Origin of the sequence: Arthrobacter sp. I3 (assembly GCF_000520575.1) — a bacterium.
GTDB classification, from domain to species: Bacteria; Actinomycetota; Actinomycetes; order Actinomycetales; family Micrococcaceae; genus Arthrobacter; species Arthrobacter humicola_A.
The window spans coordinates 3,066-26,829 of the sequence record NZ_KI914937.1 but is presented as its reverse complement, the minus strand read 5'-3'; the positions used below and the strand labels follow the sequence as shown (position 1 = coordinate 26,829).

Below are 23,764 nucleotides of genomic sequence, written 5' to 3'. Positions count from 1 at the left end.
GGGGCCTCACCGGCGGCGCCGCCGGTGCCGCCCAGCCGTGGACCCCGGACCTGCTGACATTTGGGAAGGTCATTGGCGGCGGAATGCCGACGGCGGCCCTCGCCGGACGCGCGGAGGTCATGGACTACCTGGCGCCCCTGGGCCCCGTCTACCAGGCCGGGACGCTGAGCGGTAACCCGGTGGCCATGGCCGCCGGGGTCGCGACCCTCACGTACGCCACCCCCGATGTCTATTCGTTCGTGGATGCCCGCTCGCTGGAACTCTCCGCGGCGCTGTCCTCCGCACTCGATGCGGCCGGCGTGGACCACTCCATCCAGCGCGCAGGCAACCTGTTCTCCGTGGCCTTCGGCACGGGCGCCCGGGGGGTCCACAACTACGAGGACGCCCAGGGCCAGGAAGTGTTCCGCTACGCCCCGTTCTTCCACTCCATGCTGGACTCCGGCGTCTACCTGCCGCCGTCGGTCTTCGAAGCCTGGTTCCTCTCCGCCGCGCACGACGACACCGCGATGAACCGGATCTTCGACGCCCTGCCGGCCGCGGCGAAGGCGGCCGCCGGCGCCAAGCCTTAGCCTCAGCCCTTAAATGACGGATGGCACCCGCCGCTGCGGGTGCCATCAGTCATTTAAGCTGCCGGGACTCTGGCGCGAACTACAGAACGTCCGCGAGGAACCCCTGCAGCCGCTCGGTCCGCGGGCTGGTAAAGATCTGTTCCGGGGGACCGGACTCGACGACGACGCCGGCGTCCATGAACGTCACGGTGTCCGAGACATTGCGGGAGAAGCCCATCTCATGGGTCACCACCACCATGGTCATGCCGCCCTTGGCGAGGTCGGCCATCAGCGCCAGCACACCCTTGACGAGCTCGGGGTCGAGGGCGGAGGTGGCCTCATCAAAGAACATCACCTCCGGCTTCATGGCCAGGGCGCGGGCAATGGCGACACGCTGCTGCTGGCCGCCGGAGAGGTTGGCAGGACGCGCGTCGGCCTTGTGCTTGAGCCCCACCAGGTCGAGCTGCTCGAGTGCCTCGGCCCGGGCCTGCTCGGCCGGCAGCTTGCGCAGCTTCCGCAGCGCCAGCGAGACGTTGTCCACCACGGTCTTGTGCGGGAACAGGTTGAACTGCTGGAACACCATGCCGATCCGCTGGCGCAGCTCGTCCGGGTTGTCCTTCAGGACCGAGCGGCCATCGAGCAGGATGTCGCCCTGGTCCGGTTCGATCAGGCGGTTCATGACACGCAGCAGCGTCGATTTTCCTGAGCCGGAGGGCCCGATCACCGAGGCGGTGGTGCCCTTCTCGACATGAAGGTCGATGCCGCGGAGGACATGGTTCGTGCCGAAGGACAGGTGCAGGTTCTTGCCGGTCAGCGAGCCGGAGGCGAATTCGCTCATGGCTGTGCTCCCTTCCCGATCAGGGCCGCGGCGTCGTCAGGCTGACGCTTCTCCGGACGGCCGGTGCGCAGGCGCTTGTCGATGTAGTTGACCAAGTGGGTGAGCGGAACGGTCAGGATGAGGTACATGAACGCGGCGGCAACCAGTGGCGAGAGGTTTCCCGTGTTGGCGGCGGCGTCGTTACCGATCCGGAAGATCTCGCGCTGGCTGGCGATCAGGCCCAGCAGATAGATCAGGGACGAGTCCTTGATCAGCGCGATGAACTGGTTGACCAGGGCCGGGAGCACGCGCCGGACGCCCTGTGGAATCACCACGAGGCGCATAGACGAGCCATAGCTGAAGCCCAGGGCCCGGGACGCCTCCAGCTGGCCCTTTTCCACGCTCTGGATGCCCGAGCGGAAGATCTCGCCGATGTAGGCCGCCGCCATGAGCGTCAGGGCGAAGATGGCCAGCGGGAACGGGTTCGTGGATCCGGTCGCTACCCGGACTATGGGTCCGAGCCCGAGGCCGATGAGGAGGATGATGACAATAGCCGGAACGCCGCGGAAGATGTCCGTGTAGATCCGGGAGAGCCACCGCAGCGGCGTCAGGCGGGACGTGCCCATGACGGCCAGGACCATGCCCAGGATGCACCCGAGCACGCCCGAGGAAACCGCCAGGATCAGGGTGTTGGGCAGGCCGAACATAATCATGTTCGGCAGGACGGCTGCCATCGCCTCCCAGTCAAAGAAGGTCTTTACGAGTTGATCGAGTGCATCCATGGACTAGGACTTCGGAACGGTGACGGCCTTGGAGCCCGGGGACCACGTGGCCGGGGTCTCGCGGTCCGGGTACCATTCCTTGGTCAACTTGGACCAGGTGCCGTCAGCAATCACGGCGTCGAGGCCGGAGTTCAGCGCGTCAATGAGCGGCTGGTTTTCCTTGTTCACGGCGTACGCGGTGAAGTTCTGGGTGTTCACAACCGACTCCGCGATGACCGTGCCGTCGCCTTCCTTGACCTGGCCGGTGGCCTGCTGGGACGGAGCGACCCAGGCGTCAACCTGACCGTTCTTCAAGTTGGCGTAGGCGGTGTTGTAGTCCTCGAAGCGGACAGGTTCGATCTGGAGGGTGTTGGTGACGTAGTCATCCTGCACCGTGCCCTGGACCACGGCGATGCGGGTGTCCTTGGTCAGGTCCTTGAACCCCTTGATGTTGGAGTCCTTTTTGGCGACCACGGCCATGTAGCCGAAGTCGTAACCGTTCGTGAAGCCGACGGTCTTACGACGCGCGTCGGTGGTGGAGATCGAGGAGGACCCGAGGTCGAACTGCTTGTTCTGGACCTGGGCGAGCAGCGAGGCGAAGCCGGTCGCCTTGAACTCCACCTTGAGGCCCAGCTTGTCCGCAATGGCGCGCAGGAGCTCGTTGTCGTAGCCGGTGAACTTGCCCGACTTATCGATGTAGATGTTCGGCGGGGCGTCCGAAAGGGTGCCCACAGTCAGGGTTCCCTCGCTGATCAGGCCGAGCTTCGACTTATCAATCTTGTCCAGGGGAGTGACGTCCTTGGTGGTGTACTTGTCCAAGGACTTCTGGTCGCTGCCCTGGAGGGCATCCGTCGGTGACGCCGTTGACTGGGCCGAACCGCCGCCGCAGGCTGCAAGGGAAACCGCCACGGCGATGGCCACGGGAACGGTGGTCAGCCACTTCAAGGCTTTGCTTTTCATCACGCAATCACTTTCGTCTGAAATTCAGTGGGTCGCGGGAGGCTCATCGGGCCCCCGGCCGCTGGCTTGGGCGCCGGGTGGAGCAGACACGCCGCGAAAGATAATTGTGTCATCCGACGTGGACGCCCATTCAATCCGAACAGATCAGAGCTGGTGTGTGCGTTCTGCGAACTATCTTCAGGTTCACGTGTGATCGGCGGCGATCCTGATAGTGCTGGCGGGGTAGCGCGGAATCATCGGCGCCGGAGCGGGCGGCAAGTGGAAGCCCCGGGCGGTGTGACCTCCGTCGCAATCACTGGATTTGCGCGCAGCGGCGGACTAGTTAAGCCGTTCCGCCGGCGAACGTTTCGTTTTAAGAAGTGTTCCCGCGCCGGCGCCCAGGCGTCCGGAATCCCGGCGTTCCGAAATCCTAGAAGTCGCCCCGGCTGGCATCCTCGGGAGGCAGGACGGGCCAGTCGCCTTCGATCACGGCGGCCGGCTTCGTCTTGCGCAGGTAGCTTTGGAAGTCCGCGGCCTGGGCAGAGGCCCATTCGACCTGGAGCTGGTGCAGGTTGCCCGCCGGCATCCTGAGCTTGGGGAATTTTCCGGCCATGGCATCGAGCATCCGAAGGGTTGCCAGGGCATCGGCAGCCGAGGTGTGCGCGTTGTCCAGGTTGACGCCGTACTCCTCGCACAAGGCGGTGAGCGTGCGCTTGCCCTTGCGGTACCGGTCCACCTGTTTGTTCATGACGTACGGATCCAGCACGGGGAAGCGGCTCAATTGCGGGACGCCGTAGCGGGCCGACTCGGCGGCGAGCACCGTGAAGTCGTAGCTGGCGTTGAAGGCGATGACCGGAACACCCGTGTCGAAGAGCTCCTGAAGCACGGCTGCGACCTCCCGCGTCACTTCCGCGGCGGGGCGGCCTTCGCTGCGGGCCTTCTCGGTGGTGACGCCGTGGATGTCGCTGGCCTCGGTGGGAATCTCAACCCCGGGGTCCGCGAGCCACTCGTGTTCCTGGACAATCCCGCCGTCGGAGTCCACCACGGTGATGGATGCTGTGACAATCCGCGCCGCGCGGGAGTTCCGCCCGGTGGTTTCGAGGTCGAAGGCTGCGCGGGGGAGGGTGTTCCAAGTGCTCATGCTTCAACCGTAACTGCTGCCACTGACAGTTCCTGACCGCCGTGCCCGCGTGCCGCCCGGGCACGGTTCCGGAGTCCGGAACGGCTAGGCTGGACCGATGCGGACGGAGTATGTGGAGGCGGTGCTGGAGCTCGTGGCGTTGATCCCGGCCGGCACGGCGGTCGCCTATGGCGACGTTGCGGAACTCCTCGGCGCCGGCGGCCCGCGCCAGGTCGGATCGGTCATGAGCCACTACGGCAGCAGCGTGCCCTGGTGGCGCGTCCTGAAATCCAGCGGGGACGCCCCGCCCGGCCTGGAGCACGAGGCATTGGGCCTTTATCTGCAGGAGGGGACCCCGCTGCTGGGCCGCTACGAGGACTTCCGCCGGACCGGCGAGGGGCGCTGGCGTGTTGACCTGGCCTCCGGCCGGTGGGCGCCCACCGACGCCGATTTCGACCGGATCGATGCCATCGCGGAGCGGCTCGAGCGGGAGTCGCATAAATTGTCGGTACCCGATGATGAAATGACTGTGTGAGTACCCCCAGCCACCTCGAACCAAGCCTGCAGCGGTCCGGGTCCCGTCCCCTTCCCGGGGCGGGGCGCGCAACGGGTGCGGGGCTGCGCCTGTTGCCGCCCCGGACCCAGCACAGCGCGGTGCCGGTGCTGTCGCTGGACCAGCTCGCCGCCGTCGAGGTCCCGCCCGGCTCCGGGCCCGTCCTGGTGCCCGGAGCGCCCGGCACCGGCAAGTCGACGGTCCTTGTCGAGGCTGCCGTCCGCCGCACCCTGCGCGATGGCCTGGATCCGGAGCGGATGCTCATCCTGGCTCCCGGGCGGCTCGCCGCGGATACGCTCCGCGACCGGTTCACGGCCCGCCTGGACCGGAGCCTGAGCACGACGCCGGCACGGACCTGGGCGTCATATGCCTTCGATCTGATCCGCCGTGCCAAGGCCGAAGGCCTCCTGCCGCTTCCGCGCCAACCGAAGCTGCTCTCCGGCCCGGAACAGGACCTGATCATCAAGGAACTACTGGAGGGCCATGCGCTGCCCGGCCTCGAGCTGCCCTGGCCCGAGGACCTGGGCGCCGCCCTGCAGACCCGCGGTTTCCGGCAGGAAGTGCGCCAGCTCTTTGACCGGATCATCGAATCCGGGCGGACCGCCGAGGACCTTGTAGCCTTGGCCAGGCAGTGCAACCGGCCGGACTGGATTCCGGCGGCCGCCCTGTACTCCGAGTACCGCGATGTCCTGGACCTGCGCATGCCCGAGGCCTTCGACCCCGCAGGCATCATCACTGCCGCGCGCCAGATCTTCCAGGACTCACCCGATTTCCTCACCGCCGAACGCGACCGCCTGCAGCTGATTCTCGTGGATGACATCCAGGAGGCGAACCCGGCGGTCTTCGAATTGCTCGCCGACATCGCCGCCGGCAAGGATGCCATCATCACCGCCTCGCCGGACACCGTGGTTCAGGGCTTCCGCGGGGCACGCCCCGATCTCGTGGCGGAGCTTCCCGGCCTCCTGGCCCCTGACGGGACGATCCTGGAACGACCCCTGTGGACGGCGCATCGGCAGGACCCGGCCGTGGCGGAGGCATGGCTGTCAGTGGCCGGGCGCATCTCCCGCAGGTCCGGAGGGCAGTCCGCCCGCCGGCTCGAACAGCCCGGACCGGTGCCTGCGCCGGACGGGCAGCCAGTCCCGACACCGGACAGAGCCGCCGGCGCCCGCGAGGGGACGGTCGAGGCCCACCTGCTGCCGTCCCCGGTCCACGAGCTGCGGTATGTGGCCCAGCGGATCCTCGAAGCCCAGTTGAACGACGCCCGGGAACTCGGGGACATCGCCGTGATCGTGCGCAACGGCGGCCAGCTCAGCCAGTTGCAGCGGTACCTGGCCGGCCAGGGGATCCCGGTCCGGATCCCCGTCGCCGAATCCGCCGTCCGGGACGAGGTCGCGGTCCGTCCGCTGCTCGATGCCTATGCGGTGGCCCTGGACCCTGCCGTGCTCACACCCGAGTCAGCGGTGTCCTTGCTGACGTCCCGGATAGGCGGCGCCACCGCGATTGAACTGCGGAGGCTGCGGCAGTCGCTGCGCCGGGAGGAACTCCTGGGCGGCGGCGGACGCACCAGCGACGCGCTCCTGGTCGAAGCCCTGCTGGAGCCGGGAGCGCTCGCAACGCTGGGCATCGAGGGTCACTCGGCCCGCCGGATTGCCCGGATGATCGCAGCGGGCCGGGACGCCGCCGGTGCCCCCGGAGGCAACGCCGAGACGGTACTCTGGGCGCTCTGGCATTCCACCGGTCTGGCCTCGCGCTGGACCGACGCCGCGCTCGCCGGAGGATCAGCCGGTGCCCGGGCCGACCGTGACCTTGATGCCATGATGGCGCTGTTCCATACCGCGGAACGCTTTGTGGACCAGCTGCCCGGTTCCGGCCCGGAGCAGTTCCTTGAATACCTGCTCAGCCAGGAACTTCCCATGGATACCCTGGCCGCCCGGGCGCAGCTGGAAGACGCGGTGGAGCTCATGACCCCTGCCAGCGCGGCCGGCCGCGAATGGCCGGTGGTAATTGTGCCCGGACTTCAGGAAGGCGTGTGGCCCAACACCCGGTTGCGCGGCGAGCTGCTCGGCAGCACGTTGTTCGCCGACGCCGTCGAGCACGGCGTGGAGTATGCCCTGCGACTGGATCCGCAGAGCCGGCTGCGCGAAATACGCTATGACGAGCTCCGGAGCTTTTCCACGGCAGTGTCCCGCGCCCGGGAGGTGCTGATCTGCACGGCGGTGTCCTCGGAGGACGAGCAGCCGTCCTCGTTCCTGGACTATGTGGCGCCGTTGCGGCCCGGGCAGGACCGCCGGGGCTTTACTCCAGTCGAGCGTCCGCTGACCCTCCGGGCGCTGGTCGCGGAACTGCGGCAGTACGCCCAGCTCGACCCGAGGGCGGCCGAATCGGCGGAAGCCGCTGCCGTGCTGGGGGGCCTGGCCACGGCCCAGCCGCCGGTTCCGGGCGCGCACCCCGCGAGCTGGTGGGGGCTGGCGGAGTTGTCCTCGGAGGAGGCGGTGGTTCCGCCGGGCGGTACCGTGTTCGTGTCGCCCTCGAAGGTCGAAACCGTGCAGAAATCTCCGCTGGACTGGTTTGTCCAAGCCGCCGGCGGTGAAGCCGCAACCGATTTTGCCCGCAGCCTCGGAACGCTGGTCCACACTATTGCGCAGGACCTTCCGGACGCCTCGGGAAGCGAATATGTCGCCGAACTCGTCCGGCGCTGGCCCACGCTGGGGATGAAGGACAACTGGGAAGGCAAGCTGGACTTCCAGCGAGCCGAGTCCATGGTCCGCAAGCTCGCCCAGTATGTCCTCGTGATGCGCAGCGAGGGCCGGAGCCTGATCGGCGTCGAACAGGACTTTGAGGTGAAGCTGCCGGACGTTCCAGCGGAAGCCGCTTCCACACAGGCTGGATCCGATCCGGGCGAGGGCGGAAGCACCGGTCCGGCGCGGCCCGCCGTGCTCAGGGGCCAGGTCGACCGGCTCGAGATTGACGCCGAGGGCCGGCTGGTGATCATCGACCTCAAGACCGGCAAACGCCAGCCCGGCAAAGCGGATCTGGACCGGCACCCGCAGCTCGGTGCCTACCAGGCCGCCGTGCTGGCCGGCGGCTTCGCGGGTCCCGACGACGGTCCGCCGCCGCTGCCGGGCGGCGCCGTCCTGGCCCAGCTGGGCACCACCACCAAGAGCCCCGGCATCCAGGCCCAGGCACCGCTGGATCCGCAGGACAACTGGGCACTGGAGATGGTCGGCGACGCCGCCCGCGTAATGTCCGGCAGCGTTTTCCAGGCCCGCCACGATCCGTCCAAGGGAGGCCACGGCGGCCATGGCTGCCGGCTCCCTGAAGTGTGCCCGCTGTGCGTGCGGGGAAAGCAGGTTACTGAATGAGCCCCGAGGCGCCGGCAAGCGGCCCGACCGACCCGCATCCGGCACCGGCTCCCCTTCCCGTGCCCCTTCCCGAGCCACGGTTCAGCCCGGAAGAGCTGGCGGCACTGCTGGGGGAGGGGAACAGCCCCACGGCCGAACAGTCCCTGATCATTTCCTCGCCCCTCACGCCGCGGCTCGTGATCGCCGGGGCGGGGTCGGGGAAGACCGCCACCATGGCGGACCGGGTGGTGTGGCTCGTCGCCAACGGCTGGGTCCGGCCGGAGGAAGTCCTCGGCGTCACCTTCACCCGCAAGGCCGCCGGTGAACTCGCCTCGCGGATCCGGGCCAAGCTGGCCGCACTGGCGCGCATCGCGGCGGCCGACACCGGGAACACGCTCTTCCCTGCCGGGCTGCTGAGCGCGGATGCGCTCGAACCCAAGGTCTCCACGTACCACTCGTATGCGAGCGGCATTGTGTCCGACTACGGTCTCCGCCTCGGCGTCGAACGCGACGTCGTGCTGCTCGGCGGCGCCCAGTCGTTCCAGCTCGCCAGCGAGGTGGTGGAAGCCTTTGACGGGGACTACGAACACTTCCGGTCCGCCAAATCGACGCTCGTCAAGGCCGTGATCCAGCTGGCGGGAGAGTGCTCCGAGCATTTGCAGGACCCGGCCCAGGTCCGTGTCTGGCTGTCGGAACGGGTCGCCGAGTTCGAGTCGCTCCCGTATGTCGCAGAAGCCAAGAAGAACCCCACCCAGGCTGCTGGCGAGCTCAGCGCGATGCTTCGCACGCGGGCCAGCGTCGCGGACATGGTGGGCCGCTATTCCGAGGCGAAGCGCACCCGCGGCGCCCTGGACTTCGGTGACCTGGTGGCCCTGGCGGCCCGGGTGGCCAGTGAGATTCCGGTCGCCGCCCAAACGGAGAGCCAGCGTTACAAGGTGGTTCTGCTCGATGAGTTCCAGGACACCTCGCACGCCCAGTTGGTGCTGTTCTCCCGGCTCTTCGGCGACGGCCATGCGGTCACCGCGGTGGGGGACCCGAACCAGTCCATCTACGGATTCCGGGGAGCGTCCGCCGGGCAACTCTTCCATTTCGTCCGCGAATTCCCGATCCTCGTCAGCGGCGAAGGCGCGGACACCCCCCACGGCGGCGAGGGGAACCGGGGCAGCGGGCAGGCCCGGCGCTTTGCCGTGGCGCCCACCTCCTACTTGACTACAGCGTGGCGCAACGGACGCAACATCCTGGCCACGGCCAACCTCATTTCGGCGCCGCTGAGCAAGGCGGCGGCGAACCTCGGGGCCGCCGGGGCCCGGGAAAGCGCCGACGCCGTCGAGGTCCCGCCACTGCAGCCCAGCCCGGCCGCGGTGGACGGCAGGGTGGTGATGGGACGGTTCGCCACGGACGAAGCCGAGGCTGCGGCGATCGCCGGCGACGTGCTGAAATTTCGCGTAACGGACTTCGATGCCGCGCACTCCGCCGACCCGGTTCCGCCGGCCATGGCTGTCCTGTGCCGGCGCCGGGCACAGATGGAATGCATTCGCCGCGAGTTCGAAGTCCGGGGCATTCCCTATGAAATCGTTGGGCTCGGCGGGCTGTTGGATACGCCGGAAATCATCGATCTTGTCGCTACGCTCCGGGTCCTGGCCGACCCGGGCCGCTCGGACTCCCTCATGCGCCTGCTGGCCGGCGCGCGGTGGCGGATCGGCCCGGCGGACCTGATGGCCCTGCGGGACTGGTCAAGTTTCCTGGCCCGCCGTCGGGGCCACCCCGGCGGCCTGGACGCCGGCGACGCCGGACAGGGTGCTGGGGACGCCGGGGGTGCCGTAGACGATACTGACGACGCAGTGATCGAAGGCGACATCACGGACGCCGCCAGCCTGGTCGAGGCCCTGGACTGGCTGCCCCGCGACGGCTGGACCTCGGCGCACGGACGCAGACTGAGCCCGGAGGCCCGCGACCGTCTGCAGCGGCTCTCGGACGAGCTCCGGCAGTTGCGCAGCTACATGGGGGACGACCTCACCACTTTGCTCGGCGAGGTCGAACGGGCGATGCTCCTGGACATCGAAGTTGCGGCGCGGCCGGGGATCAGCATCCATCAGGCCCGCCGCAACCTGGACGCCTTCCAGGACGCTGCGGCCGGGTTCCTGCACACCTCCCAGCGGGTCGACGTCCTCGCGTTTCTTGCATGGCTGGAAGCCGCGGCGGCCGAGGAAAACGGTCTGGATGCCGCAGCGCCGGAGGTGAACCACGAAGCCGTCCAGCTGCTGACCGTGCATGCCTCCAAGGGGCTGGAATGGGATGTCGTGTTCGTTCCCGGGCTCAATTCCGGGGCGTTCCCCAGCAGCCGTGACTCGCGGTGGAGCAGCGGCAGTGCGGCACTGCCGTGGCCGTTGCGCGGCGATCGCACCGATTTGCCCCAATGGGACCTGGACCAGCCGGACCAAAAAGGCTGGCTTGACGCCGAGAAGGAGTTCAAGTCTGCCGTCCAGGCGCACGGCGAGGCCGAGGAACGGCGCCTGGCCTACGTGGCGTACACCCGTGCCAAACACGTGCTCTCGCTATCGAGTGCTGCGTGGGTGGGGTCCCGGGCCGGTTTGGCGGAGATGTCTCCCTTCCTTGCCGGGCTCGAGGGCCTCACCGCCGACGGTGCGGCCGAAATCCATCCGCTGTCCGTCACCGAGGACGCGCTGCCGGCCGAAAGCCCCCTGACCTCTGAACTCGAAGTCGCCGCGTGGCCCTATGATCCGCTGGAGGGCCCGCATGACCCCCGGACGGGAAAACGGCTGCGGCTTGTCCCGGGCCGGCGGGCGGCCATGGAATCCGCAGCGGCCCGCGTCCTGCGGGCAATGGACGCCGGCCCGGATGGCGCGGACGCCGGAAAACGTCCCGTCCTGCGCGGTCCTGCCGCCGGGTGGGCGCAGGAGGCGGCCACTTTGCTGGAGCGCCGCTCCCGGCGTTCGGTGGTCCAGGATGTGCATCTGCCCGGGCACATCTCGGCGTCGACTCTCGTGGACCTGGAAGATGACCCAGTCTCCGTTGTGGCCCGCCTCCGCAGGCCGGTCCCGCGCGAACCGGGGATGTCGGCCCGCAAGGGCACGGCCTTCCACGCCTGGGTGGAGGAATACTTCGGCGCCGCCGGGATGCTGGACCTGGGTGAGGCCGCCGGCGCTGACGACCACATCGACGAGGCCTACGGCCTGGATTCCATGGTGGAAACTTTCCGTCAGTCCGAGTGGGCCCACCGCGCGCCCGCCCACGTCGAGGTTCCGGTCGAGACACGGATCGGCGACGTCGTGGTCCGGGGCAGGATCGACGCCGTGTTCCGCGACGCCGATGGCCGCTGGGATCTTGTGGACTGGAAGACCGGCCGCCGCCCCTCGGCCGCCCAATTGAAGGTCAAGGCAGTCCAGCTCGCCGTCTACCGGCTGGCCTGGGCCCGGCTCAAGGGGGTCCCGTTGGAGGACGTCCGGGCCGCTTTCTACTACGTGGCAGACAACCAGGTGGTCCGTCCCCATGACCTCGGATCAGCGGAAAAGCTTGAGGAAATCGTGGCGGCGGCGCTGGGGAGGACAGCGGCGCACAGCGGCGCCTAGCGGATGTCAGCTGGCCGGAGAAAACCCGCCGAACGAGCCGGGCGGGGCAGTACACCTGAACCGCCCGGCAGCCGGCGCTAGCGGGACGCGGAGTCGACCACCGTGATCGCAGCGGTTGACGTGTTGTCACCGGACCCGGGCTCCGCAGCGGTCTCGGGCTGTACAGGGGAGTCGCGCTGCACAGCGGTCTCGGGCTGTACGACAGAGCCGGGCTGGACGACGGCGATCGATTGCGTCGACGTGTCGGTACCGGCCGGAACCGCGGCCCCGGCGTCGCTGTCACCGGCCTCACTGACCTTCCCGGCGTCCGGGTCGGGGGCTGCCGCCTGCGGGGCGCCGTCCAGCGCGGCATCAGCGCTGGAGGACTCGGAGGACGTGGAGGACTTGGCGGCACCGGGGATTGCGGTGATGTCGGCGGGCGCACCTGCGGCCTTACCGTCGCCCGGCTCGGCGCTTGCCTGGTCGCCTGCCTCAGCGTCTGCGGCTGTGGCCGTGGCTGTTTCTGCGACGGGCTGGGGGACGGCCGCCGGTTCGTCAGCCCCCGTTTCGCGGGGGATAGGCGTGACGTGCACAGCGGGCCTGGCACTGATGCCGGCAGTGGCATCATCAGCCGAAGCGCTGCCCGGGACCGGCTCCATAGGCAGCAGCGTGACCTTGCTGACGGCGGGCGCCGTCCCGTTGGCCGCAGGGGCCGGCGCGGCCGGGACTGTCGGCGCATCGACATGAGCACCGGCGTCGGCAATGGCTTGTTCTGTGCCGGGTTCGGGTGCCGCGACCGGCTGCGGCAGCGGTTCCACGCTGATCGGCTGGCCGCCGTGTTCGGCCACGTCCTCGGCCAGTGTGGCGAGCATGGATTCCGCCTCGTCGATCATTTCCTGGTTGCCGGCGGCCATGCCCTTGACCAAATACTGCGCCAGGGCGAATTCGGCAGAGAGCGCGGCCCGCCGCAACAGGTGCGCATCGGGCACGTCGCGACGGCTGGAGGTGTAGTGATCCAGGACCGCGTTCACAAAGTCCTGTTCGTTGGAGGCGACCAGCCAGGCCATGTCGTCCGCCGGGTCACCGATGCGCAGGTCGGTCCAGCCCGTCACTGCGGTCACACGCTCACCCTCGACCAGCAGGTTGTCCTCGTGGAGGTCGCCGTGAACGACGCACGGATTGAAGCGCCAGAGCGAGACGTCTTCCATGGCGTGTTCCCAGCGCCGCAGCAGCAGCGGCGGGATTTTTCCGGTCGTGGCCGCCTGGTCCAGTTCATTGAGGCGCCGCTGGCGGAATTCGTTGGGCGTGTAGCTGGGCAGATCGGCGTTGCTCACGATTGACCGCGGGAGGTCATGGATCGCGGCCAGGGCCGCCCCGATTTCGCGGGCCAGCGCGGGAGAGCCGTTGCTGAGCTCGTCCAGGGAGCGGGTGGCGCCGGCCAGGTGCGAATAGACAAACGTGCTGAGCTGGCCCTGCCGGACCGTTCCCGCCACTGTGGGCATGAGGAACGGGAGCTCGGCCCGGATGCCGGGAGCGAAGGCCCGCAGCACCAGGAATTCGGTTTCCAGCCGGGCGCTCGCTTCGGCATGCCGGGGGGAGCGGACCCGCCAACGCTTGCCCTCAGAGTCCAGCAGGAGGGCCGCGTCGAAGTCCGCCGGATCGTCGGGCGCAGAGCTGACGGCGGTCGGGGTCAGGCCGGGTACCGCCGCCGTTGCTACAGCTGCCAGTTCGATTGGTTTCCTTCTCACCCTTCCACGGTAGATTGAGCGGCGCCCAAGTCGGCGATGCACTCCGGCGAGTCTTGAGATCGGGGACAAATCGGAGGGAAATCGGCGCTGAATCCCGTGCAAGCGGCCTGTCCCGCACGCGTTGTGGAGCGCCCGGCGGCCCGGTAGGCAAATGTCAATTGTCTGCCCGAGTCAGTACGGTGGGTGTATGAGTCTTGCGGAGTCAGCGGCATCTTCATCGGCATCACAGCAAACACCCTCCGAATCCCCGGCATTCGACGGTGCGGCGCCGCCGGTGCATCTCCTGCCGGCAAACCACCTCATGGAGACGGTCCTTCCCGTGCGCCCGGCCCTGATCGACCGCGGATCCGCGGCGCGGGTGAAACCCGGAATGCTCGCGGAGCTGGTCGGTTCAGGCGCGGCGCAGGCCGTGGTGCTCTCCGGCCGGCAGGCCCTCGTCAGCGGCAACAGCCTCGTACTCCTCAACGCGGCCGAGCTCTCCGGGCACCTGGCTAACACCCCGTACGCTCCCGAACACGTGATTTACCTCGGTTCCGCCCTGGCCGGTTCGGACCTCGACGCCGGCACCGAGCTGGTCCTCTTTGTCCTCCCGCTTCAGTTCGAAGTGCAGGCCGAGGAATTCGAGGCTCACGTGGCCGGCGTTCCCAGCGATGCGCAGTGGGTGGGTTTCCGCGAAGTCGCGGCACGCCTGAACGCCACGGACACGGCGCTGTTCATCGAAGCCAGCGCCATCGCCAACTGGCACTCCACCCACACGCACTGCCCGCGCTGCGGCACTCCCACGCAGCCGGAAGCCGGTGGCTGGGTCCGGCGCTGCCCGACCGATAACTCCGAGCACTTCCCCCGGACGGATCCGGCCATCATCGTCACCGTGGTGGGCCCCGACGGGAGGCTGCTGTTGGGCGGAGGCGGACCGCTCGGCGCCCGGAACTATTCGACCCTCGCCGGCTTCGTCGAACCGGGGGAGTCGCTCGAACAGGCCGTGCAGCGCGAAATCGGCGAGGAAGTCGGGGTCCGCGTCACCGCGTCCCAGTACCTTGGATCGCAGTCCTGGCCGTTTCCCGCCTCCCTGATGCTCGGCTTCACGGCCACCACGCCGGACACCGAAGCCCGGCCCGACGGCGTCGAGGTCACCAGGGCACGGTGGTTCAGCCGGAGCGAACTGCAGGACGCCGTCCTCAGCGGCGAGATTGTCATTTCCAGCAGGCTATCCATCGCCCGGTCCCTTATTGAACACTGGTACGGCGGCGTCATTCAGGACGCCGCGGACAGCGCCTGACACTGCCGTATACAGGCTGACACCGCCTGCCCTATCCGCAGGACACCGACTACCGACTGAGCAGCAAAAGTGACCACAGAGAAATTGAACTTCAGCACCATCCCCGGCGGGGAACCGTCGGGCGGCACGACGTCGGGCGATGCCCCGCCTGGCGATGCCCCCGAACCTGACGGCCGTTCGCTGGAGGAACGGATCCTCGGCGGCCTCGACGCCGAGCAGCGCGAGGTCGCCAGCACCCTCCAGGGGCCCATGTGTGTCCTGGCCGGTGCCGGGACCGGCAAGACCCGCGCCATCACGCACCGGATCGCCTACGGCGTGCACTCAGGGGTGTACAGCCCGCAACGGCTCCTCGCTGTCACCTTCACGGCCCGGGCTGCCGCCGAGATGCGCAGCCGGCTCCGTGACCTCGGCGTCGGCAACGTTCAGGCCCGTACCTTCCACGCCGCGGCGCTGCGCCAGTTGCAGTTCTTCTGGCCGCAGGCGGTCGGCGGCACTTTGCCCAACCTGCTGGACCACAAGGCGCAAATGATTGCCGAGGCCGCGCGGCGGCTCCGGCTCAGCACGGACCGCGCCTCCATCCGGGACCTCGCCTCCGAAATCGAGTGGGCCAAGGTATCCATGCTGACCCCGGCGAACTATCTGGAGAACGCCCAGGGCCGTGGCTATCCGGGCGGCTTCGACCTGACGGCCGTGGCACGGGTCTTCCAGTCCTATGAGGACGTCAAGACCGACCGCAACGTCATCGACTTCGAGGACGTGCTGCTGATCACCGTGGGCATCCTGCAGGAGGACCCAAAGGTGGCAGCGACCGTCCGGGAACAGTACCGGCACTTCGTCGTCGACGAGTACCAGGACGTCTCGCCGCTGCAGCAGCGGCTCCTGGAGCTGTGGCTCGGCGGACGCGACGAGCTCTGCGTCGTGGGCGACGCCAGCCAGACCATCTACTCCTTCACCGGCGCCTCCCCGAAGCACCTGCTCGGGTTCAAAGCGATGTATCCCGAGGCCCACGTCGTTAAGCTGATCCGGGACTACCGGTCCACGCCCCAGGTAGTCAGGCTCGCCAACGACCTCCTCGCCGGCCGGCGCAGCGGCGGCCCGGTGGCGGACGCCGCCTGGGCCACGCCTTTGCAGCTCGTGGCGCAGCGGCCGGCAGGCCCGGTGCCGCGGTTCACCGAATGCTCGGATGACGAGGCGGAGGCCGCCACGGTCGCCGCGCGGATCCGCGAACTCCTCGACGCCGGAACTCCGGCGAGCCAGGTCGCCGTGCTCTTCCGCACCAACGGGCAGTCCGAAGCCTACGAACAGGCGCTGGCCTCGGCGGGGATCGGCTACCAGCTGCGCGGCGGTGAGCGGTTCTTCGCGCGGAAGGAGGTCCGGGACGCCATCCTGCAGCTCCGGGCCGCGACCCGGGCGGTGGCTGAAACCGCCACGCCCGAGCCGCTCGGGCAGCTTGTCCGGGACATCGTCGCCTCCCTGGGCTACACGGACGCGGCGCCGCACAGCGGCGGCGCTCTCCGGGAGCGCTGGGAATCGCTGGCCGCCCTCGTGGCGCTGGCCGACGAACTCGTGATCAGCAGGGGCCCGCAGTTCTCGCTCCCGGACTTTGTTAACGAGCTCCAGGAACGGTCCCTGGCCCAGCACGCACCGACCGTGCAGGGCGTTACCCTGGCATCGCTGCACGCCGCCAAGGGCCTGGAATGGGACGCCGTCTTCCTGGTCGGGCTGAGTGAGGGCCTCGTGCCGATCTCGTTCGCGGACACTCCGGAAGCGGTGGACGAGGAACGCCGGCTCCTGTACGTCGGGATCACCCGCGCCCGCGAACACCTGTCCCTGTCCTGGTCCACTGCCCGGACACCCGGCGGACGCGCCAACCGCAAGCCCTCGCGCTTCCTGGACGGACTGCGCCCCGATTCGGTGGCCAGCTCCCACCTGCGGGGCAAGGGCCCGGCGCCGCGCCGGAAGGCGGCCGTTCCGGCGTCGTGCCGGGTCTGCGGCAGCATGCTCTCCAGCGGCGCGGAGCGCAAGGTGGGCCGCTGCAACCAGTGCCCGCCCAGTTACGAGGAACAGACGTTCGACGCGCTCAGGCAGTGGCGGAAGGACGTGGCCCTTGAGGCGGACGTCCCGGCATTCGTCGTGTTCACCGATGCCACCCTGACCGCCATCGCCGAGGCGCGCCCCGAGTCGCTGGAGCAGTTGGCCAAACTCGCCGGCGTGGGTCCATCCAAACTGGAGAAGTACGGCGAGGCCGTTCTGACAGTCCTGGCCGAAAGCACGGTTCAGTGATGCCCGGTTCCGTGAGGCCTGGGAGTTCAGTGAAGCCTGGGGGTTCAGTGATGTCCGGTTCAGTTCCGGCTGCCATTCCGCTGACCACCGCCGACGGCGCCCCGGTCGTGGTCCGCCGCTCTGCGCGCCGACGCCGCACGGTCGCCGCGTTCTGGGAGGACGGCACCGCCGTCGTCGCCATCCCCGCGTCCTTCAGCAGGGCGCAGGAACGGGAGTGGGTCCATCGCATGCTGGAAAAACTCCGGCGCCAGGGGGACCGGGCGGCGCGGGGTTCCGGCCGGCGCCGCCCCCGCAGCGATGCCGACCTTGCCGCCCACGCCGCGGATCTGTCGGCGAAGTACCTGGGCGGCAGGGCGGTGCCCTCCTCGGTCCGCTGGGTCACCAACCAGAATTCGCGCTGGGGTTCCGCGACGCCGTCCGAAGGCTCTATCCGGCTCTCGGCGAAGCTGCAGCCCATGCCGCAGTGGGTGATCGACTACGTGCTGCTTCACGAACTGGCCCACCTCCTGGTGGCCGGCCACGATGCCGCCTTCTGGCGGTTGCTGACGGCGTACCCGGAGACTGAGCGCGCCAAGGCCTTCCTGGAAGGGGTCTCGTTCGCGACCTCACGCGGCCTGGCGCCCGACGGCGGAGACGACGAAGCCCCGGACGGAACCGAAATCCCGGCCGGGGCCCACTAGCGTTCGGCTAGGCCTTGGGCGTGCCGCCGTCGTCCGGGCCGCCGTCCTGACGGTCGTCGTCCTTGGCCGCCGGTTCGTCCGTGCCCTCTGAATCCGCGGTGCCCTCTGAATCCGCCGGGCCCTCTGAATCCGCGGTGCCCTCGGTGTCCGTGGCGTCGGCGCCGGTCGGCTCGTCGAACCCTCCGCTAAGCAGTTTCTGCAGGGCGTCATCCACTTCGCTGTCGCTGGCTTCGGCGAGTTTGCGGCGTTCGCTGAAGCCTTGCGGATCTTCCAGGTCCTCTGCCGTGGGAAGCAGATCGGGATGCTGCCAAACGGCGTCGCGGCCGTCGACCCCACGCTCTTCCTTGAGCAAGGCCCACAGCGTGGCAGCCTCGCGGAGCCGGCGCGGCCGCAGTTCGAGTCCCACGAGGGAGGAGAACGCGTGCTCCGCGGGGCCCCCGGTGGCCCGGCGCCGCCGGACGGTTTCGCGCAGTGCGGCGGCGGACGGCAACATCTTCTCGGTCGCACCCCAGGTGAGTTCGTCCACCCAGCCCTCCACCAGGGCCAGCGCGGTCTCCAGCTTTTCGAGGGCCTGCTCCTGGGCGGGAGTCCGCTGCGGCATGAAGACACCCTGCGAGAGCGCCTCCTGGATGCCCTCGGGGTTGCTGGGATCGATCTCGCGTGCCAGTTCTTCGATCTTGGACGTGTCGATGTGGATGCCGCGGGCGTAGGCCTCGATCGCGCCGAGCAGGTGCCCGCGCAGCCAGGGGACCTGGACGAAGAGGCGGGCGTGTGCCGCCTCGCGCACGGCCAGGAACAGGCGGATGTCGTTCTCCGGCAGGCTGAGGCCCTCACCGAATTTCTCCACGTTGGCCGGCAGGAGCGCCATTTCAAGGTCTGCGAGGGGCACGCCAATGTCCGTCGAGCTGACCACTTCGGCCGACAGCGCGCCGATCGCCTGGCCGAGCTGCATGCCGAAGATCGCCCCGCCCATGTTCTGGATCATCGAGGAGGCGCCGCCCATCATGGACTTCATTTCCTCGGGCATCTGCTCGGTCATGGCGGCCGAGAGCGCATTGGCAATGCTGTTGGCCACGGGCTCGGTCAGCCGCTTCCACGTCCCAAGGGTTTCCTCGACCCATTCGGCGCGGGACCACGCCCGGCCGATCAGTCCCGTGGCCGGAAGCCCGGTGACCTGGTCGAGCCACAGTTCGGCCAGCCGAAGGGCCTCGTCGACCTCCCGCGACTGATGCGCCGTGACCGAGGGGTCGGATCCGCTGGCGGCGACGCGCCGGGCGTTGTCATGTGCCAGCTGCCAATTGACGGGCCCCTCCGAGGGGGCGCTCATCATCGCCTGCACCTGGGAGAACATATGGGCCAGGAGGTTTGGATCGTCCGGGAGGCCTGCCGCCTTGGCGAGCTCGGCGGGGTCGATATTGCCCATGCCCTGCCCGCCCATCAGGTTTTTGAGCATTTCGGCCAAGGGATCCTTGGGTTCCTCGTCGCCATTGGACGGATTGAGTGGGTTGGAGGTCATGATCCCGCCGATCGTCGGTGTGGCTGCTTCTCAACTTCACGGTACCCCTGTGCAAGAGTGGCTGTCTGCCGAAACCGCGCCACGTTCGCTGTAGGCAAAGAGCCGTACGGGGTCCCAAGCGCGTAGGCTTGGAAGTTGGAATATTTGCACGCGGCAGCCTCGGGTTAGGCTGCGGCCCTGGTGCGTGGTCGCGGTGTCCTCTCGGGCTTGTCCTGGCAGGGCCGCAGCCCCTCGTGCCGGCACGGAGAGGTCGTTCAATGACAATCACCCACGGTGAGCAGCCCGCCAGCGACCCAGCGGCCGGCCCTGCCCGGGGCAGGAGGGCGCGACTGGCTGGCGCCGGCGTGCGGCGCCCGCGCAACAACCGGTCTTCAGCCATGCTTGTCTCGGGGCTGCTTGCCGCCGCACTGGGCATCACCGCGGTGAGCCTGCCCGTGCCCTACGTGATCGAGTCTCCCGGCCCCACCTTCAACACCATCGGCCAGGACAACGGCAAACCGGTGATCAGCGTCAGCGGCCATGAGGCGTTTCCCGCCAAGGGCAGCCTGGACCTGACCACTGTCTATGTCGACGGCGGTCCCAACGGTCCGGTCAGCGTCTTCGAGGCGTTCTCGGCATGGCTGAACGGGACCAAGGCCGTCTACCCCCAGGAACTGCTGTTCCCCACCGGCGTCACCAAGGAACAGTCCCAGCAGGAGAGCGCCACCGCGATGACCACCTCCCAGGAGAACGCCATCGCCTCGGCACTGAAGGAACTGAAGATTCCGTTCGGGCAGAAAATGCAGGTGGCCGGGCTCCCGGACGACTCCGCCTCGAAGGGACTGCTGCAGGCAGGGGACGAACTTGTCTCCATCAATGACAAGCCCATCACTGCGCTCGGCGTGGTCCAGGCGGAACTGGCCGCCGGCAACGGCAAGCCCGCCAAGGTCATAGTGGAACGCGCCGGCGCCCGGGTGCCAGTCACCATCACGCCGGCCAAAAACAGTGCGGGCCGCTACATCCTCGGTGTCTTGCTGCAGTACAAGTTCACCTTCCCGTTTGATGTCACCATCTCGCTCGACAAGGTCGGTGGCCCCAGTGCGGGCATGATGTTCGCGCTTGGCATCATTGACACCGTCACTCCCGGGGACCTGACCGGCGGCAGGCACATCGCCGGAACCGGAACCATCACCCCGGACGGTGCCGTAGGACCCATCGGCGGGATCGCCCAGAAGATGCAGGGGGCGCGGTCCGGCGGGGCCACGCTGTTCCTGGCCCCGGCGGCCAACTGCGAAGACGTCCTGGGCCACATCCCCGACGGCCTGCAGGTGGTCCGGGTCGAGAACCTCACCGAGGCCCGCAAGGCAGTTGAACTGGCGGCGTCAGGCGGCGACACATCGGGCCTGCCGGTCTGCACCAACAACTAGACTGGCCGCGGAACTAAGCGCCGGCCCCAATCGTGGCACTAATTGACGGCCGCGCCGTCCCGCCGGGACCCTGCTGCAGGGCCCTGACGGAACGGCGGTGACGGCCGTTAGAATGCATCAACCTGCAACACCGGCACTTGGTCGCCAGACTGAGCCACAGCAGCGACTGATAACTAAAAACCAGCAGTAGACGACCAGCTATGAGGTACCGAGTTTGTCCCGTCCCGCCAGCACTGTCCCGCCCGGAAGACCCCAGACACGACGCGGCGCCCTGACGCCGACGCTGATCATCGTGGCCCTGATCGTGGTCGGATTCATCTTCTTCGCCAATGTCTGGACGGATGTCCTCTGGTACCAGCAGCTCGGCTACTTCGAAGTGTTCCTGACCGAGAACCTGGCCAGGATCGTGATCTTCCTGACAGGTTTCTCTGTCATGTTCCTGGCCGTCTTCTTCGCCATCAGGATTGCCTACCATGCGCGGCCGGTGTATGCCCCCGATTCGGAAATCCGGGACAACCTCAACCGCTACCAGGCGCAGCTCGAACCGATCCGCCGCGTCGTGATGGTGGGGCTTCCCATCCTCTTTGGCCTGTTCGCCGGCAGCGCCGCGGCCAGCCAGTGGCAGAAAGTCCTCCTGTTCCTGAACCAGGAGCCATTCGGCCAGAACGATCCGCAGTTCGGGCTCGACATCAGCTTCTACCTCATGACTCTTCCCTTCCTCGGCTTCGTCACCGGGTTCCTCATCAGCGTCACGGTGATCGCTGGCCTTGCCGGCATCCTCACCCACTACCTCTACGGCAGCATCCGGATCATGGAACGCGGGATCTTCACCAGCCGCGCCGCGCAGATCCACCTGGCTGTCACGGGCGCCGCCTTCCTGGTGCTGATGGGCCTCAACTTTTGGCTGGACCGCTACTCCACGGTGCAGAACAACGGCGGGCGCTGGGCCGGTGCGCTGTACACGGACGTGAACGCCGTCATTCCGACCAAGGCCATCCTGGCCGTGGCCGCTGCCATCGTCGCCGTGCTATTCATCGTCGCCGCGGTCATCGGCAAATGGCGGCTGCCGGTGATCGGCACCGCCATGCTCATCATCACGGCCATCCTGGCCGGCGGCGTCTACCCATGGGTCATCCAGCAGTTCCAGGTCCGGCCCTCGGAGCAGACGCTGGAGAACGAATACATCAAGCGGAACATCGCGATGACCCGTGCGGCCTACGGCCTGGATAAGGTCCAGGAAAAGCGGTACAACGCCACCACCAACGCCACCACCGGCGCGCTGGCCCCCGATGCGCAGACCACCGCCAACATCCGGCTGCTGGATCCGAACCTGATCTCGGATGCGTTCTCGCAGCTCGAACAGTACCGGCCCTACTACCAGTTCCCCAGCGCCCTGAACGTGGACCGCTACGAGATCGACGGCAAGATCCAGGACACGGTCATCGCCGTCCGCGAACTCAACCCGGACGGGCTCGCCACGAACCAGCAGTCCTGGCTGAACCGGCACGTGGTCTACACCCACGGCTACGGCGTCGTCGCCGCCAAGGGCAACAAGTTCACCGTGGACGGCAAGCCGGACTTCCTGCAGGCGGGCATCCCGTCCACCGGCGCGCTCGGCAACGATTCGACCTATCAGCCCCGCGTCTACTTCGGCCAGGACTCGCCCGACTACTCGATCGTGGGCGCCCCGGATGGTGCACCGCACCGTGAGCAGGACCGGCCCGCGGCCAAGGAAGGCGACGGCGAGACGCAGTACACCTTCACCGGGAACGGCGGCCCGAATGTGGGCAGCTTCTTCAACAAGATCCTTTACGCGATCAAGTTCCAGTCCTCGGACCTGCTGCTTTCCGACGGCGTGAACGCCGAGTCCCAGATCCTCTACGACCGCAACCCGCGGGACCGCGTCGAAAAGGTGGCGCCCTACCTGACTGTTGACGGCAATCCGTACCCTGCCGTCGTCGACGGCAGGGTTAAGTGGATCGTGGACGGGTACACCACCAGCCCGTACTTCCCGTACTCCCAGCAGGAGCAGCTCTCGGCCGCCACGGCCGACTCACAGACCGCCGCGAACCGGACAGTAGCCCTGCCCAACAGCTCGGTGAACTACATCCGCAACTCGGTCAAGGCCACCGTGGACGCCTATGACGGTTCCGTGACGCTCTACGCCTGGGACGACCAGGATCCGGTCCTGAAGGCCTGGCAGAAGATCTTCCCGACGTCGGTGAAGCCGTATTCGGAGATGTCCGGTGCGCTCATGAGCCACGTGCGCTACCCGGAGGACCTGTTCAAGGTCCAGCGCGAGCTTCTGGGCCGCTACCACGTGACCAACCCGGACAGCTTCTACACCAACATTGACGCCTGGTCGGTTCCCAACGACCCCACCGTCAAGGACGAAGTCAAACAGCCGCCTTACTACATGTCGCTGAAGATGCCCGACCAGGACAAGCCGGCGTTCCAGCTGACCTCGTCGTTCATCCCGCAGGTGGTCAACGGCAACGCCCGCAACGTGCTCTACGGCTTCCTGGCCGCGGACTCCGACGCAGGCAACCAGAAGGGCGTCAAAGCGGACAGCTACGGCCAGCTGAGGCTCTTGCAGATCCCGCCGGAGACCCAGGTCCCCGGACCTGGCCAGGCGCAGAACAAGTTCAACTCCGACCCCACCGTTTCGCAGGCCCTTAACCTGTTGCGCCAGGGTGCGTCGGCGGTGCTCAACGGCAACCTCCTGACCCTGCCGGTCGGTGGCGGCATGGCGTACGTCCAGCCCGTCTATCTTCGCTCCACGGGGGAGACCTCCTACCCGACGCTGCAGCGGGTTCTGGTGGCGTTCGGCGACAAGATCGGGTTCGCGCCCACGCTGGACGAGGCCTTGAACCAGCTCTTCGGCGGAAATTCCGGTGCCGCAGCAGGTGACTCGGCGAACAAGGGACAAACACCGGCCACGCCCACCACGCCAGGTGGGGCCACTCCGCCGCCCGGGACTACCGATGCGAAGGCAGACCTGAAGGCCGCGCTGGACGAGGCCAATGCCGCGATCAAGGCCGGCCAGGACGCCCTCGCGAAGGGCGACTTCGCGACCTATGGAGAGCAGCAAAAGAAGCTGAACGCTGCCTTGCAGAAGGCGCTCGAGGCCGAAGCGAAGCTGGAAACCCCTGCGGCGCCGGCGGGCACCGCCACACCGTCGCCCTCTCCGTCGGCGACGGCGGG

Annotated in this window: 14 protein-coding genes and 1 pseudogene; 9 read left to right on the top strand and 6 right to left on the bottom strand. The window is 68.1% G+C overall.

Annotated elements, in window-relative coordinates:
* Positions 1-569: aminotransferase class III-fold pyridoxal phosphate-dependent enzyme (locus Y706_RS25645; RefSeq protein WP_043436224.1), on the top strand; the 569-nt coding region annotated here is incomplete at its 5' end.
* Between the two features lie 79 nt (positions 570-648).
* Here the strand turns inward: Y706_RS25645 and Y706_RS0114740 are convergent.
* From Y706_RS0114740 to Y706_RS0114725, 4 genes are all read right to left on the bottom strand, one after another.
* A complete protein-coding gene (locus tag Y706_RS0114740; RefSeq protein ID WP_028277189.1) occupies positions 649-1,386 on the bottom strand; it encodes an amino acid ABC transporter ATP-binding protein in 738 nt (245 codons plus the stop codon).
* Entirely contained in the window at positions 1,383-2,147 is a 765-nt protein-coding gene (locus Y706_RS0114735; protein WP_028277188.1) for an amino acid ABC transporter permease, read from the bottom strand. Before Y706_RS0114735 ends, Y706_RS0114740 begins: the two co-directional genes overlap by 4 nt.
* A gap of 3 nt (positions 2,148-2,150) precedes the next feature.
* On the bottom strand, positions 2,151-3,086 hold the full coding sequence (locus Y706_RS0114730) for an ABC transporter substrate-binding protein (RefSeq protein WP_028277187.1): 936 nt from the start codon (positions 3,084-3,086) through the stop codon (positions 2,151-2,153).
* 409 nt (positions 3,087-3,495) lie between these two features.
* Positions 3,496-4,206 (bottom strand): 3'-5' exonuclease, encoded by a 711-nt coding sequence (locus tag Y706_RS0114725; RefSeq protein WP_028277186.1) that lies wholly within the window; start codon positions 4,204-4,206, stop codon positions 3,496-3,498.
* A gap of 97 nt (positions 4,207-4,303) precedes the next feature.
* Between Y706_RS0114725 and Y706_RS0114720 the strand changes: the two genes are divergently transcribed.
* The 3 genes from Y706_RS0114720 to Y706_RS0114710 all read left to right on the top strand — a co-directional run bounded on the left by Y706_RS0114720 (position 4,304) and on the right by Y706_RS0114710 (position 11,669).
* Positions 4,304-4,720 (top strand): MGMT family protein, encoded by a 417-nt coding sequence (locus Y706_RS0114720; protein WP_028277185.1) that lies wholly within the window; start codon positions 4,304-4,306, stop codon positions 4,718-4,720.
* Between the two features lie 83 nt (positions 4,721-4,803).
* On the top strand, positions 4,804-8,100 hold the full coding sequence (locus Y706_RS0114715; protein ID WP_028277184.1) for an ATP-dependent helicase: 3,297 nt from the start codon (positions 4,804-4,806) through the stop codon (positions 8,098-8,100).
* Entirely contained in the window at positions 8,097-11,669 is a 3,573-nt protein-coding gene (locus Y706_RS0114710) for an ATP-dependent helicase (protein ID WP_028277183.1), read from the top strand. The genes Y706_RS0114715 and Y706_RS0114710 overlap by 4 nt, the downstream gene beginning before the upstream one ends.
* A gap of 779 nt (positions 11,670-12,448) precedes the next feature.
* Here Y706_RS0114710 and Y706_RS25640 read toward each other — a convergent pair.
* A pseudogene (locus Y706_RS25640) lies at positions 12,449-13,396 on the bottom strand (macrolide 2'-phosphotransferase); the annotation flags it as partial.
* 187 nt (positions 13,397-13,583) lie between these two features.
* Here Y706_RS25640 and nudC point away from each other — a divergent pair.
* The 3 genes from nudC (at position 13,584) to Y706_RS0114690 (ending at position 17,638) form a co-directional block, all read left to right on the top strand.
* Positions 13,584-14,675 (top strand): NAD(+) diphosphatase, encoded by a 1,092-nt coding sequence (gene nudC, locus Y706_RS0114700; protein WP_043436223.1) that lies wholly within the window; start codon positions 13,584-13,586, stop codon positions 14,673-14,675.
* Between the two features lie 180 nt (positions 14,676-14,855).
* The gene (locus tag Y706_RS0114695) at positions 14,856-16,958 is read left to right on the top strand and encodes an ATP-dependent DNA helicase UvrD2 (protein WP_028277181.1); all 2,103 of its coding nucleotides are present in this window, start codon (positions 14,856-14,858) and stop codon (positions 16,956-16,958) included.
* Between the two features lie 50 nt (positions 16,959-17,008).
* On the top strand, positions 17,009-17,638 hold the full coding sequence (locus Y706_RS0114690) for a M48 metallopeptidase family protein (protein WP_028277180.1): 630 nt from the start codon (positions 17,009-17,011) through the stop codon (positions 17,636-17,638).
* A 7-nt stretch (positions 17,639-17,645) separates the two neighbouring features.
* On the opposite strand, the gene Y706_RS0114685 is transcribed toward Y706_RS0114690, so the two are convergent.
* A complete protein-coding gene (locus Y706_RS0114685; protein WP_028277179.1) occupies positions 17,646-19,154 on the bottom strand; it encodes a zinc-dependent metalloprotease in 1,509 nt (502 codons plus the stop codon).
* Between the two features lie 257 nt (positions 19,155-19,411).
* Between Y706_RS0114685 and Y706_RS0114680 the strand changes: the two genes are divergently transcribed.
* Positions 19,412-20,560, top strand: a complete 1,149-nt coding sequence (locus Y706_RS0114680) for a YlbL family protein (RefSeq protein ID WP_028277178.1) — start codon at positions 19,412-19,414, stop codon at positions 20,558-20,560.
* Positions 20,561-20,774: 214 nt separating this feature from the next.
* On the top strand, positions 20,775-23,764 hold a 2,990-nt coding region (locus Y706_RS0114675; protein WP_084476158.1), incomplete at its 3' end, for a UPF0182 family protein.

Excerpts from the sequence above, each read along its gene's own strand:
- Y706_RS0114740 (WP_028277189.1), bottom strand. The coding sequence starts at position 1,386 with ATGAGCGAATTCGCCTCCGGCTCGCTGACCGGCAAGAACCTGCACCTG.
- Y706_RS0114735 (WP_028277188.1), bottom strand. The coding sequence starts at position 2,147 with ATGGATGCACTCGATCAACTCGTAAAGACCTTCTTTGACTGGGAGGCG.
- Y706_RS0114730 (WP_028277187.1), bottom strand. The coding sequence starts at position 3,086 with ATGAAAAGCAAAGCCTTGAAGTGGCTGACCACCGTTCCCGTGGCCATC.
- Y706_RS0114725 (WP_028277186.1), bottom strand. The coding sequence starts at position 4,206 with ATGAGCACTTGGAACACCCTCCCCCGCGCAGCCTTCGACCTCGAAACC.
- Y706_RS0114720 (WP_028277185.1), top strand. The coding sequence starts at position 4,304 with ATGCGGACGGAGTATGTGGAGGCGGTGCTGGAGCTCGTGGCGTTGATC.
- Y706_RS0114710 (WP_028277183.1), top strand. The coding sequence starts at position 8,097 with ATGAGCCCCGAGGCGCCGGCAAGCGGCCCGACCGACCCGCATCCGGCA.
- nudC (WP_043436223.1), top strand. The coding sequence starts at position 13,584 with ATGAGTCTTGCGGAGTCAGCGGCATCTTCATCGGCATCACAGCAAACA.
- Y706_RS0114690 (WP_028277180.1), top strand. The coding sequence starts at position 17,009 with ATGTCCGGTTCAGTTCCGGCTGCCATTCCGCTGACCACCGCCGACGGC.
- Y706_RS0114685 (WP_028277179.1), bottom strand. The coding sequence starts at position 19,154 with ATGACCTCCAACCCACTCAATCCGTCCAATGGCGACGAGGAACCCAAG.
- Y706_RS0114680 (WP_028277178.1), top strand. The coding sequence starts at position 19,412 with ATGACAATCACCCACGGTGAGCAGCCCGCCAGCGACCCAGCGGCCGGC.